The organism is Streptomyces sp. NPDC058295 (genome assembly GCF_042880655.1).
Lineage (GTDB): Bacteria > Actinomycetota > Actinomycetes > Streptomycetales > Streptomycetaceae > Streptomyces > Streptomyces coriariae.
This window is the reverse complement of record NZ_JBHVYO010000002.1, coordinates 75,265-87,645: the sequence shown is the minus strand read 5'-3', so window position 1 is coordinate 87,645 and position 12,381 is coordinate 75,265. Positions and strand designations below refer to the sequence as shown.

General features: G+C 71.6%; 12 protein-coding genes. All 12 read left to right on the top strand.

Annotation, left to right across the window (positions count from 1 at the left end):
• The first annotated feature begins 297 nt into the window (after positions 1 to 297).
• The 12 genes from ACFVYS_RS02755 (at position 298) to ACFVYS_RS02700 (ending at position 12,316) form a co-directional block, all read left to right on the top strand.
• Positions 298 to 2,145 (top strand): DUF5941 domain-containing protein, encoded by a 1,848-nt coding sequence (locus tag ACFVYS_RS02755; protein ID WP_389498180.1) that lies wholly within the window; start codon positions 298 to 300, stop codon positions 2,143 to 2,145.
• The gene (locus ACFVYS_RS02750) at positions 2,142 to 2,894 is read left to right on the top strand and encodes a sugar phosphate nucleotidyltransferase (protein ID WP_054241363.1); all 753 of its coding nucleotides are present in this window, start codon (positions 2,142 to 2,144) and stop codon (positions 2,892 to 2,894) included. Before ACFVYS_RS02755 ends, ACFVYS_RS02750 begins: the two co-directional genes overlap by 4 nt.
• Positions 2,882 to 3,943 (top strand): iron-containing alcohol dehydrogenase family protein, encoded by a 1,062-nt coding sequence (locus tag ACFVYS_RS02745; protein WP_389498178.1) that lies wholly within the window; start codon positions 2,882 to 2,884, stop codon positions 3,941 to 3,943. Before ACFVYS_RS02750 ends, ACFVYS_RS02745 begins: the two co-directional genes overlap by 13 nt.
• Entirely contained in the window at positions 3,921 to 4,700 is a 780-nt protein-coding gene (locus tag ACFVYS_RS02740; protein ID WP_389498176.1) for a CDP-alcohol phosphatidyltransferase family protein, read from the top strand. The genes ACFVYS_RS02745 and ACFVYS_RS02740 overlap by 23 nt, the downstream gene beginning before the upstream one ends.
• Positions 4,697 to 5,581 (top strand): glycosyltransferase family 2 protein, encoded by an 885-nt coding sequence (locus ACFVYS_RS02735; protein ID WP_389498174.1) that lies wholly within the window; start codon positions 4,697 to 4,699, stop codon positions 5,579 to 5,581. The genes ACFVYS_RS02740 and ACFVYS_RS02735 overlap by 4 nt, the downstream gene beginning before the upstream one ends.
• Positions 5,582 to 5,680: 99 nt before the next feature.
• A complete protein-coding gene (locus ACFVYS_RS02730; protein ID WP_389498172.1) occupies positions 5,681 to 6,610 on the top strand; it encodes an ABC transporter permease in 930 nt (309 codons plus the stop codon).
• Positions 6,603 to 7,391: an ABC transporter ATP-binding protein gene (locus tag ACFVYS_RS02725; RefSeq protein WP_389498170.1), complete on the top strand. Its 789-nt coding sequence runs from the start codon at positions 6,603 to 6,605 to the stop codon at positions 7,389 to 7,391. Before ACFVYS_RS02730 ends, ACFVYS_RS02725 begins: the two co-directional genes overlap by 8 nt.
• 360 nt (positions 7,392 to 7,751) lie before the next feature.
• Positions 7,752 to 8,663, top strand: coding sequence for a squalene synthase HpnC (hpnC, locus tag ACFVYS_RS02720; RefSeq protein WP_389498168.1), 912 nt, complete (start codon positions 7,752 to 7,754; stop codon positions 8,661 to 8,663).
• Positions 8,660 to 9,607 carry a presqualene diphosphate synthase HpnD gene (hpnD, locus tag ACFVYS_RS02715; protein WP_389498166.1) on the top strand — a complete coding sequence of 316 codons (948 nt, stop codon included), beginning with the start codon at positions 8,660 to 8,662 and terminating at the stop codon, positions 9,605 to 9,607. Before hpnC ends, hpnD begins: the two co-directional genes overlap by 4 nt.
• Positions 9,607 to 9,759: a DUF6380 family protein gene (locus tag ACFVYS_RS02710; RefSeq protein ID WP_389498164.1), complete on the top strand. Its 153-nt coding sequence runs from the start codon at positions 9,607 to 9,609 to the stop codon at positions 9,757 to 9,759. Before hpnD ends, ACFVYS_RS02710 begins: the two co-directional genes overlap by 1 nt.
• Positions 9,756 to 11,177 carry a hydroxysqualene dehydroxylase HpnE gene (gene hpnE, locus ACFVYS_RS02705; protein ID WP_389498162.1) on the top strand — a complete coding sequence of 474 codons (1,422 nt, stop codon included), beginning with the start codon at positions 9,756 to 9,758 and terminating at the stop codon, positions 11,175 to 11,177. The genes ACFVYS_RS02710 and hpnE overlap by 4 nt, the downstream gene beginning before the upstream one ends.
• Before the next feature lie 110 nt (positions 11,178 to 11,287).
• Positions 11,288 to 12,316 (top strand): polyprenyl synthetase family protein, encoded by a 1,029-nt coding sequence (locus tag ACFVYS_RS02700; protein ID WP_389498608.1) that lies wholly within the window; start codon positions 11,288 to 11,290, stop codon positions 12,314 to 12,316.
• The last annotated feature ends 65 nt before the right edge of the window (positions 12,317 to 12,381 follow it).

Below are 12,381 nucleotides of genomic sequence, written 5' to 3'. Positions count from 1 at the left end.
GCCCGGAGGACAATGTCCTGGATGTCGGCTCTTGGGCGCGCGGTTTGTCGCCCGGGCCGCCGATCACCGATGATGATCTCGGCAAAGGCCGGTTCAAGCCGAGTTCAAGCCGTGCTGCCGGACTGCGTCGATCGTGCCTGAACGGGCGGTGAACACGGCGTTCCCGGCATCCGATAGCCTCTGCCGACATGCCGCCCGCCTGGTGCGGCCACTGGTGAAGTCGCCGGTGCGGCCCAGGGGCGCCTCCACCGTGTACATGACCGGCGTGAACGCGCCGGACCCAGGGAGTGAGTTCGGTTGTCGACCGCCATCCTCACCGGCTCGCCGGTCCCCGGATCGTCGATCGAGGGCGATCTGCGGTCCCTCGGCTTCGACGTCCGGACCGCCTCCGACGCCGGTGACGCCGAGGCCCTCCTCGCCGCCGTCCCCGGTGACCAGCGCGTCGCCGTCGTGGACGCCCGCTTCGTGGGTCACGCGCACGCGCTGCGCCTCGGCCTCACCGACCCCCGCTTCCCGCTCGGCGCGATCCCGGGCGCGGTGACCGCGCAGCCGGCCGGCCGGCAGGCCCTGACCCGCGCGATGGCCCGGGAGAACTCGGCGAGCGCCGGCGCCGCCCACGGGGGTGCCCCCGCGCGGACGAGGTCGAGCGTGGGAGACCTCGACAGCGTCGACAGCCTCGCCGACCGGGTGGTCGCCGCCCTCGACGCCGACGGCGTCGACGTGCACCGCCCCGAACTGGGCAGTCTGGTCGCGGAGGTCCCGGCCGACCCGCAGGCCCGCAACGAGGCGCGGCAGGCCGTCGCCGCCGTCGACGACGAGGCCGTCCGTCTGAGGTCGGCCGTGAAGGCGCGCGACGGCTTCTTCACCACGTACTGCATCAGCCCGTACTCGCGCTACATCGCCCGCTGGTGCGCCCGCCGCGGCCTCACCCCCAACCAGGTCACCACCGCCTCGCTGATCACCGCGCTGATCGCGGCGGCCTGCGCGGCCACCGGCACCCGGGGCGGGTTCGTCGCGGCCGGCGTGCTGCTGATCGCGTCCTTCGTGCTGGACTGCACCGACGGCCAGCTCGCCCGCTACTCCTTGCAGTACTCCACGCTCGGCGCCTGGCTGGACGCCACCTTCGACCGCGCCAAGGAGTACGCCTACTACGCGGGTCTCGCGCTCGGCGCGGCCCGGGGCGGCGACGACGTGTGGGCCCTGGCGCTGGGCGCGATGGTCCTCCAGACCTGCCGGCACGTCGTGGACTTCTCCTTCAACGAGGCCAACCACGACGCCACCGCCAACACCAGCCCCACCGCCGCCCTCTCCGACAAGCTCGACAGCGTCGGCTGGACGGTCTGGGTGCGGCGGATGATAGTCCTGCCCATCGGTGAACGATGGGCCATGATCGCCGTTCTCACCGCTGCCACCACCCCCCGCATCACCTTCTACGCGCTGCTCGTCGGCTGCGCGTTCGCGGCGACCTACACCACGGCGGGCCGGGTCCTTCGCTCACTGACCCGCAAGGCCAGGCGGACGGACCGGGCGGCCCAGGCTCTGGCGGACCTCGCGGACAGCGGCCCGCTCACCGAACTGCTGGCCCGCACGCTCCCCGCGGGCATCCGCATCCCGGCCCCGCTCGGCGCGGTCGTCGGCGTTCTCCTGCTGGTGCTCGCGGCCTCGCTCGACGGTCCGGGCTTCTCGCTCCTGCTGGCCGGCGTCCTGTACGTCCTGCTCTCCGCCGACGCCGTCGCCCGCCCCCTCAAGGGCGCCCTCGACTGGCTCGTCCCGCCGCTCTTCCGGGCCGGGGAGTACTGCGCCGTCCTCATCCTCGCGGCCAAGGCCGACGTGAACGGAGCGCTTCCCGCGGCTTTCGGGCTGGTCTCCGCCGTCGCCTACCATCACTACGACACGGTGTACCGCATCCGCGGCAACGCCGGAGCGCCGCCGGCCTGGCTGGTGCGCGCCATCGGGGGGCAGGACGGGCGCACGCTGCTCGTCGTCGTACTGGCCGTGCTGCTCACCGCTTCGCAGTTCACGGTCGCGCTCACGGTCCTGGCCGTGGTCGTCGCCCTCGTGGTGCTCCTCGAGAGCATCCGCTTCTGGGTCGCCGCCCACCGGGCAGGCGCCCCGTCCGTACACGATGAAGGAGAACCCGCATGATCGGCCTCGTGCTGGCGGCCGGCGCCGGACGGCGTCTGCGCCCCTACACCGACAGCCTGCCCAAGGCGCTGGTGCCGGTGGGGCCCGCGGGTATAGAGGGCGAGCCCACGGTGCTGGACCTGACGCTCGGCAACTTCGCCGAGATCGGTCTGACCGAGGTCGCGGTCATCGTCGGCTACCGCAAGGAGGCCGTGTACGAGCGCAAGGCGGCGCTGGAGGCGAAGTACGGCCTCAAGCTCACCCTCATCGACAACGACAAGGCCGAGGAGTGGAACAACGCCTACTCCCTGTGGTGCGGCCGTGACGCCCTCAAGGACGGGGTGATCCTCGCCAACGGCGACACCGTCCACCCGGTGTCCGTCGAGCACACGCTGCTCGCCGCCCGCGGCGAGGGCAGGCAGATCATCCTCGCGCTCGACACCGTGAAGTCCCTCGCCGACGAGGAGATGAAGGTCGTCGTCGACCCCGACCTGGGTGTTCAGCGGATCACCAAGCTGATGGACCCGGCCGACGCCACCGGCGAGTACATCGGCGTCACCCTCATCGAGGGCGACGCGGCCCCCGCACTGGCCGAGGCGCTCAAGACGGTGTGGGAGAGCGACCCGCAGCAGTTCTACGAGCACGGCTACCAGGAGCTCGTCGACGGCGGCTTCCGCATCGACGTGGCACCGATCGGCGACGTCGCGTGGGTCGAGATCGACAACCACGACGATCTCGCCCGTGGACGGGAGATCGCGTGCCAGTACTGACCCGGCTGATCCCCTCACCGGTCGTCGTGGACATCCGCCCGGGTGCCCTCGACGATCTGGTCGGGGTTCTCGCCGACGAGCGCATCTCGCACTCGGGCAAGCTCGCGATCGCCGTCAGCGGCGGGTCGGGCGCCCGGCTGCGCGAACGCCTCACCCCGGCCCTGCCCGGCGCCACCTGGTACGAGGTCGGCGGCGGGACGCTCGACGACGCCGTCCAGCTGGCCACCGACATAAAGGCCGGCCACTTCGACGCGGTCGTCGGCCTGGGCGGCGGCAAGATCATCGACTGCGCCAAGTTCGCCGCGGCGCGCGTGGGCCTCGCGCTGGTCGCCGTGCCGACGAACCTCGCGCACGACGGTCTGTGCTCGCCGGTCGCCACCCTCGACAACGACGCGGGGCGCGGCTCCTACGGTGTGCCGAACCCGATCGCCGTCGTGATCGACCTGGACGTCATCCGCGAGGCCCCGGCCCGCTATGTGCGGGCCGGTATCGGTGACGCCGTCTCCAACATCTCCGCCATCGCGGACTGGGAGCTCGCCCACCGGATCAAGGGCGAGAAGATCGACGGCCTCGCCGCCGCGATCGCCCGGCAGGCCGGCGAGGCGGTGCTGCGCCACCCGGGCGGGATCGGGGACACCGACTTCCTCCAGGTGCTGGCCGAGGCGCTGGTGCTCAGCGGCATCGCGATGTCGGTGTCCGGCGACTCCCGCCCGTCCTCCGGCGCGTGCCACGAGATCAACCACGCCTTCGACCTGCTCTTCCCCAAGCGGGCGGCCGCCCACGGAGAGCAGTGCGGACTCGGCGCGACCTTCGCGATGTACCTGCGCGGAGCGCACGAGGAGTCGGCCTACATGGCCCAGGTGCTGCGCCGCCACGGCCTTCCGGTCCTGCCGCAGGAGATCGGCTTCACGGTGGACGAGTTCGTCCGTGCCGTGGAGTTCGCTCCCGAGACCCGGCCGGGCCGCTACACGATCCTCGAACACCTCGACCTCAAGACCGAACAGATCAAGGACATCTACGCCGACTATGTCAAGGCCATCGGTAGCTGAACTCAGACCGGTCGTCCACCCTCCGGGGGTGAAGGACCGGCGCAGCGGTGAGCACTGGATGGGACGCCTCTACATGCGTGAGGTGTCCCTGCGGGTCGACCGCTACCTGGTCGACACCAGGGTCACGCCCAACCAGCTCACGTACCTGATGACCGTCTTCGGCGTGCTCGCCGCCCCGGCCCTGCTGGTGCCGGGGATCACGGGCGCCGTGCTCGGCGTGGTGTGCGTCCAGATGTACCTGCTGCTGGACTGCGTCGACGGCGAGATCGCCCGCTGGAAGAAGCAGTACTCGCTGGGCGGGGTCTATCTGGACCGGGTCGGGGCGTATCTCACCGACGCCGCCGTGCTGGTCGGCTTCGGCCTGCGCGCCGCCGACCCGTGGGGCAGCGGACGCATCGACTGGCTCTGGGCCTTCCTCGGCACGCTGGCCGCGCTCGGCGCGATCCTGATCAAGGCGGAGACCGACCTCGTCGGCGTCGCCCGGCACCAGGGCGGTCTGCCGCCGGTCAAGGAGTCGGCGTCCGAGCCGCGCTCCTCCGGGATGGCGCTGGCCCGCCGGGCCGCCTCGGCGCTCCAGTTCCACCGGCTGATCCTCGGCATCGAGGCGTCCCTGCTGATCCTGGTGCTGGCGGTCGTCGACCAGGTGCGCGACGACCTGTTCTTCTCCCGGCTCGGCGTGGCCGTACTGGCCGGCGTCGCGCTGCTCCAGACCCTGCTGCACCTGGTGTCCATCCTCGCGTCGAGCAGGCTGAAGTGAGCGCGCCCGGGAAGGTCGGCGCGGTCGTCATCACCATGGGCAACCGCCCCGACGAGCTGAGAGCACTGCTGGACTCGATCGCCAAGCAGGACGGCGACCGGGTCGAGGTGGTCGTGGTCGGCAACGGCTCGCCCGTCCCGGACGTCCCCGAGGGCGTCAGGACGATCGAACTGCCCGAGAACCTCGGCATCCCCGGCGGCCGCAACGTCGGCATCGAGGCCTTCGGCCCCAGTGGCCGCGACGTCGACGTCCTGCTGTTCCTGGACGACGACGGTCTCCTGGCCCACCACGACACGGCCGAGCTGTGCCGCCGGGCCTTCGACGCCGATCCGAGGCTGGGCATCGTCAGCTTCCGGATCGCCGACCCGCAGACCGGTGTCACCCAGCGCCGCCACGTACCCCGGCTGCGCGCCTCCGACCCGATGCGCTCCTCCCGGGTCACCACCTTCCTCGGGGGCGCCAACGCCGTGCGTACGAAGGTCTTCGCGGAAGTGGGCGGACTACCGGACGAGTTCTTCTACGCCCACGAGGAGACCGACCTCGCGTGGCGGGCCCTCGACGCGGGCTGGATGATCGACTACCGGTCCGACATGGTGCTCCACCACCCGACGACCGCGCCCTCGCGGCACGCGGTGTACCACCGCATGGTCGCCCGCAACCGGGTCTGGCTCGCCCGCCGCAATCTTCCCGCTCCGCTGGTCCCCGTCTACCTCGGGGTCTGGCTGCTGCTCACGCTGGCACGGCGCCCCTCGGGGTCCGCGCTGAAGGCCTGGTTCGGCGGTTTCCGGGAAGGCTGGAGCACTCCGTGCGGACCTCGTAAACCCATGAAGTGGCGTACGGTGTGGCGGCTGACCCGACTGGGCCGGCCCCCGGTGATCTGACAAGCTCGTCCCTGAGGGCACCCCGGGCCTTACCGCGGGCCCCCCGGCTCATGCCGGCCTCGTCAAGGCTGCGCATCCCGAAGACGAAAGTTCCTACTTGTGAGTGAGACAACGCATGACGCCGGAGTCGTGGTGACTGCGCCTCCGTCGCCCGACGAGGGCCTCACGGCGGCGCAGCTGGCCGCCAAGTACGGGCTGGCCGTGAGCGGCGCCCGGCCTCCGCTGCGGGAGTACGTCCGGCAGCTCTGGGGACGCCGGCACTTCATCATGGCGTTCTCCCGGGCGAAACTGGCATCCCAGTACAGCCAGGCCAAGCTCGGCCAGCTGTGGCAGGTGGCCACGCCGCTGCTGAACGCGGCCGTGTACTTCATGATCTTCGGCCTGCTCCTCAACGCCGGCCGCGGCATGACGAAGGAGGTGTACATCCCCTTCCTCGTGACGGGCGTCTTCGTGTTCATGTTCACGCAGAGCTCGGTGATGACCGGCGTCCGGGCGATCTCGGGCAACCTCGGCCTGGTCCGCGCCCTGCACTTCCCGCGTGCCTCGCTGCCGATCTCGTTCGCTCTCCAGCAACTCCAGCAGCTGCTGTACTCGATGCTGGTGCTGTTCCTGGTGGTGATCGGCTTCGGCAGCTACCCGGACGCCTCCTGGGCACTGATCGTCCCGATCCTCGCCCTCCAGTTCTGCTTCAACTCCGGGCTGGCGCTGATCTTCGCCCGGGCCGGCGCGAAGACCCCGGACCTGGCGCAGCTGATGCCGTTCGTGATGCGGACGTGGATGTACGCGTCCGGCGTGATGTTCTCCATCCCGGTCTTCCTCGCGGACAAGCCGCAGTGGGTGGCCAACATCCTGCAGTGGAACCCGGCCGCCATCTACATGGACCTGATGCGCTTCGCGCTCATCGAGGAGTACGGCGCCGAGAACCTCCCCGCGCACGTCTGGGCGGTCGCGGGCGGCTGGGCCGTTCTCGTCGCCCTCGGCGGCTTTGTGTACTTCTGGCAGGCGGAGGAGAGGTACGGCCGTGGTTGAGCCGCTTCCGGGGCAACGGATCCCGACCGTCATCGCCGACGAGGTCCACATCGTCTACCGCGTCAACGGCGCCAAGTCCGGCAAGGGCAGCGCCACCGCCGCGCTCAGCCGCATCGTCAAGCGCGGTTCCGACGAGACGTCTCGCGGCGTGCGCAAGGTGCACGCCGTGCGCGGCGTCTCCTTCGTCGCCCACCGCGGCGAGGCCATCGGTCTGATCGGCTCCAACGGTTCGGGCAAGTCCACGCTGCTGCGCGCCATCGCCGGTCTGCTGCCGCCCGAGAGCGGCAAGGTGTACACCGACGGCCAGCCCTCGCTGCTCGGCGTCAACGCGGCCCTGATGAACGACCTCACGGGCGAGCGCAACGTCACCCTCGGCGGCCTGGCGATGGGGATGTCCCGGGAGCAGATCAAGGAGCGCTTCCAGGAGATCGTCGACTTCTCCGGCATCAACGAGAAGGGCGACTTCATCACCCTGCCGATGCGCACCTACTCCTCCGGTATGCAGGCCCGGCTGCGCTTCTCCATCGCCGCCGCGAAGGACCACGACGTCCTGATGATCGACGAGGCCCTGGCCACCGGCGACGCCAAGTTCCGCAGACGGTCCGAGGCGCGCGTGCGGGAGCTGCGCGAGCACGCCGGCACGGTGTTCCTGGTCAGCCACAGCAACCAGTCCATCCGCGACACCTGCGACCGGGTCCTGTGGCTGGAGCGGGGCGAACTGCGCCTGGACGGTCCGACCGAAGAGGTCATGAGGGAGTACGAGAAGTTCTCGGGCAAGTAGCGCGATTCGGCCAGGGCCCCGCCGGAACTGTCCGGCGGGGCCCTGCGTCTGCAAAGGAAACGTCAACTCCGGGTCAGCCTAGGAATCTTGACGCCAATCGGTGTGTTGTTGTGATGTCCCGGACACCCCCGCGAACCGTGCTGCGTTGTACAACGTAAGCTGGACCGGCCCCCGAATCGCGCCAAGTGGGGCGAAAACGTGCAGTGCCCGCCGTCGGGGACGCTGCGCGGGCGGCTCGGCGGCGTGTCCGAAATAGTGTGTATTAGGTCAGCAGTGTAGAACGGGAGATGTGACGGCGATGGCTACGGAAACTCCCCAGATCGACGCGAGCCGTGCCGTCCCCGCCCCGGGCGGCCGACGATGACGGCGCCCGCCGCGCCACGCATCGGCGACCCGGAGCGCGGCACGCTCGACAAGGCCGCGGACGAGAACTTCCCGGTGGCCCCCTTCTTCCTGCCGAGGGCCTGGCGCGAGGACCTGATGGCCGTGTACGGCTTCGCCCGGCTCGTCGACGACATCGGCGACGGTGAGCTCGCCCCGGGCGGCGCGGACGCCCGGCTGCTCGGCGTGTCGGCCACCGCGGCCGAGGACCGCCTCGCCCTGCTGGACGCCTTCGAGGCCGATCTGCGTCGTGTCTTCGACGGATCCGACGGCCCGCCCCGGCACCCCCTGCTGCGCCGTCTCCAGCCGACCGTCCGCCGTCGCTCGCTCAGCCCCGAGCCCTTTCTCGGCCTGATCGCCGCCAACCGGCAGGACCAGCTCGTCACGCGCTACGAGACCTACGACGACCTCCTCGCCTACTGCGAGCTGTCGGCCAATCCCGTGGGCCGGCTGGTCCTCGCCGTCACCGGCGCCGCCACCCCCGAGCGGATCCGTCGCTCCGACGCGATCTGCACCGCGCTGCAGATCGTCGAGCATCTGCAGGACGTGTCCGAGGACCTCGGCCGCGACCGTGTCTATCTGCCCGCCGCGGACATGAAGCGCTTTCACGTCAAGGAATCGGATCTGGCCACGGACACCGCGGGCGCGTCGGTGCGCGCGCTGGTCGCGTACGAAGCGGAACGCGCCCGCGATCTGCTGAATGAAGGCGCCCCCCTGGTGGGTAGCGTTCACGGCAGGCTGAGGCTGTTGCTCGCGGGGTTCGTGGCGGGGGGAAGGGCGGCGATCAAGGCGATCGCAGCCGCCGAGTACGACGTACTTCCCGGCCCGCCCAAGCCCGGCAGGCTCCGGCTGCTGCGCGAGGTGGGCGTGACCCTGCGAGGAGAGGGGTGATCCGGGCCGTGGAGCCGTCACCACACGTGTCCGCGCCGGTACTCGCCGCCTACGGCTACTGCGAGACCGTCACCGGACAGCAGGCCCGTAACTTCGCGTACGGCATCCGGCTGCTGCCCACGCCCAAGCGCCGCGCGATGTCGGCGCTGTACGCCTTCTCGCGCCGCGTCGACGACATCGGCGACGGCGCCCTGGGCGGCGAGGTCAAGACCGCCAGGCTGGAGGAGACCCGGGCCCTGCTCGCCCGGGTCCGCGCGGGCGCGGTCGAGGAGGACGACACCGACCCCGTCGCGGTCGCCCTCGCGCACACGGCTCGCGCCTTCCCCATCCCGCTGCGCGGCCTGGACGAGCTGATCGACGGCGTGCTGATGGACGTGCGCGGCGAGACCTACGAGACGTGGGACGACCTGAAGGTGTACTGCCGCTGTGTGGCGGGCGCCATCGGGCGGCTCTCGCTCGGCGTGTTCGGCACCGAACGGGCGCGCGGCGCCGAGCGCGCGCCGGAGTACGCCGACACGCTCGGGCTCGCGCTCCAGCTCACCAACATCCTCAGAGACGTCCGCGAGGACGCCGAGGGCGGCCGCACCTATCTGCCCGCCGACGACCTCGCGAAGTTCGGCTGCTCGGCCGGGTTCGACGGGCCCAAGCCGCCGGAGGGATCCGACTTCGCGGGCCTCGTGCACTTCGAGGTGCGGCGGGCCCGCGCCCTCTTCGCCGAGGGCTACCGGCTGCTTCCCCTGCTCGACCGGCGCAGCGGAGCCTGTGTCGCCGCCATGGCGGGCATCTACCGCCGTCTCCTCGACCGCATCGAGCGCGACCCCGAGGCCGTGCTGCGCGGCCGGGTCTCGCTGCCCGGACGGGAGAAGGCCTTCGTGGCCGTACGCGGGCTGTCGGGCCTGGACGCCCGGCACGTGTCGCGGCGGACCGTCAGGAGGCACCCCTGATGGACGCGACCGGTGACGAAGTGGGCCAAGGTGATTCCACCGGCGAAATGCGGCACGCAACCCTCCGGTGCGGCGCGGCGTCCCTGACTGCGACGGCCAGCGGTGCAGAGTTCGAACACCATGGCCGGTCCGCACGGGAGGGTGCAGGATGAACGACGAGCAACTCGCGGACGCCCCGGCAGCGTCCGGCCCTTCGGGGCGCACCGCCGTCGTCGTCGGGGGAGGGCTCGCCGGGGTGACCGCCGCGCTCGCGCTCGCCGACTCGGGCGTACGCGTCACGCTGCTCGAAGGCCGGCCCCGGCTCGGTGGCCTGGCCTTCTCCTTCCAGCGCGGCGAACTGACCGTGGACAACGGACAGCACGTGTACCTGCGCTGCTGCACCGCCTACCGCTGGTTCCTCGAGCGCATCGAGGGCAGCGCGCTGGCGCCCTTGCAGGATCGTCTCGACGTGCCCGTCGTCGACGTGGCCAGACCCGAGGGACGGCGGCTCGGCAGGCTGCGGCGCGACGCGCTCCCCGTGCCCCTGCACCTGGGGCGCAGCCTCGCCACGTATCCGCATCTCTCGCTCGCCGAACGTGCCAGGGTGGGCCGTGCCGCGCTCGCGCTCAAGGGGCTCGACCTCGCCGATCCGCGGCTGGACGCACAGGACTTCGGCAGCTGGTTGACCGCGCACGGTCAGTCGGCACGCGCGGTCGAGGCCCTCTGGGACCTGGTCGGGGTCGCCACCCTCAACGCGGTCGCGGGCGACTCCTCGCTGGCGCTCGCCGCGATGGTGTTCAAGACCGGTCTGCTGTCCGACCCGGGCGCCGCCGACATCGGCTGGGCGCATGTCCCGCTGGGCGAACTGCACGACCGGCTCGCCCGCAAGGCGCTCGACTCCGCGGGCGTGCGTACCGAGGTCCGTACACGCGTCACCTCCCTCTCTCCTGACGAGAACGGGACGTGGAGCGTTCAGGTTCCCGGCGAGACGCTCCACGCGGACACGGTCGTCCTCGCCGTACCGCAGCGCGAGGCGTACGACCTGCTCCCCGCCGGGGCGCTCGACGACGCCGAGCGGCTGCTGGAGATCGGCACCGTGCCCATCCTCAACGTGCACGTCGTCTACGACCGCAAGGTGCTCGACAAGCCCTTCTTCGCGGCGCTCGGCACACCCGTGCAGTGGGTCTTCGACCGCACCGCGGCCTCCGGGCTGCGCGAGGGCCAGTACCTCGCCCTGTCCCAGTCCGCGGCGCAGGACGAGATCGACGAACCCGTGGCCGCGCTGCGCGAGCGCTATCTGCCCGAACTGGAACGGCTGCTGCCGGGCACGCGCGGCGCCGAGGTGCGGGACTTCTTCGTGACCCGGGAGCGCACGGCGACGTTCGCCCCCACCCCCGGCGTCGGGCGCCTGCGGCCCGGCGCCCGCACCAGAACCCCCGGCCTGTACCTGGCCGGAGCGTGGACCGCCACAGGGTGGCCCGCGACCATGGAGAGTGCGGTCCGCAGCGGTGTGAGCGCGGCGGATGCCGCGCTGAGCGCCCTGGGCCGGCCCCGCCCCCGCCGCCTCTTCGAGTTCGAGGAGGCGGCCTGATGCTCGATCAGCACGGCTCGGCACACCCCCGCACCCTCTCCAGCACCGCAACAAGAGGAGAAAACGTGCCCACTGTGCCCCCGGCCACGCCGGCCGCTCGGAGGACCGCGGTGGACGTGACCGCGCTCCTGGAGCGCGGCCGCACCCTGGCCACACCGGTGCTGCGGGCGGCCGTCGACCGTCTGGCACCGCCCATGGACACGGTCGCCGCCTACCACTTCGGCTGGATCGACGCCCACGGCAACCCGACCGACGGCGACGGCGGCAAGGCCGTCCGTCCCGCGCTCGCCGTGCTCTCCGCCGAGGTCGCCGGGGCCGCTCCCGAGGTCGGCGTCCCCGGCGCAGTCGCCGTCGAGCTGGTCCACAACTTCTCGCTCCTGCACGACGACCTGATGGACGGCGACGAGCAGCGCAGGCACCGGGACACCGTCTGGAAGGTGCACGGCCCCGCCCAGGCCATCCTGGTCGGCGACGCCCTGTTCGCCCTCGCGGGCGAGATCCTCCTCGAACTCGGCACGGCCGAGGCGGCCCGGGCGACCCACCGCCTGACCGTCGCCACCCGTGCCCTCATCGACGGCCAGGCCCAGGACATCTCCTACGAGCACCGCGACCGGGTCAGCGTCGAGGAGTGCCTGGAGATGGAGGGCAACAAGACCGGTGCCCTGCTGGCCTGTGCCAGTTCCATCGGCGCCGTGCTCGGCGGGGCGGACCGGCACACCGCCGACGCGCTGGAGAGGTACGGCTACCACCTCGGCCTGGCCTTCCAGGCCGTGGACGACCTGCTCGGCATCTGGGGCGACCCGGAGGCCACCGGGAAGCAGACCTGGAGCGATCTGCGCCAGCGCAAGAAGTCCCTGCCGGTGGTCGCCGCGCTCGCGGCGGGCGGTTCCGCCTCCGAGCGGCTCGGGGAGATCCTCGCCGCCGACGCCAAGAGCAGCGACTTCGAGACCTTCTCCGAGGGGGAGTTCGCGGCCCGCGCCGCCCTGATCGAGGAGGCGGGCGGCCGTGACTGGACCGCCGGGGAGGCGCGCCGCCAGCACGCCGTCGCCCTGGACGCCCTGAACGCCGTGGACATGTCCGAGCAGGTGCGGGACCGGTTCACGGCGCTCGCCGACTTCGTCGTCGTACGAAAGAGATGATCCCTATCGGTCGAATAGCCCTCGCGTAGTCGCCGGCCGGTGTGCGAGGAGAGAGAGCACCGGCC

What these genes read in the sequence shown, in the direction of transcription:
- ACFVYS_RS02750 (WP_054241363.1), top strand. Translation starts at nt 2,142, where the DNA reads ATGATCGGCCTCGTGCTGGCGGCCGGCGCCGGACGGCGTCTGCGCCCC.
- ACFVYS_RS02740 (WP_389498176.1), top strand. Translation starts at nt 3,921, where the DNA reads ATGTCAAGGCCATCGGTAGCTGAACTCAGACCGGTCGTCCACCCTCCG.
- hpnC (WP_389498168.1), top strand. Translation starts at nt 7,752, where the DNA reads ATGACGGCGCCCGCCGCGCCACGCATCGGCGACCCGGAGCGCGGCACG.
- ACFVYS_RS02710 (WP_389498164.1), top strand. Translation starts at nt 9,607, where the DNA reads ATGGACGCGACCGGTGACGAAGTGGGCCAAGGTGATTCCACCGGCGAA.
- hpnE (WP_389498162.1), top strand. Translation starts at nt 9,756, where the DNA reads ATGAACGACGAGCAACTCGCGGACGCCCCGGCAGCGTCCGGCCCTTCG.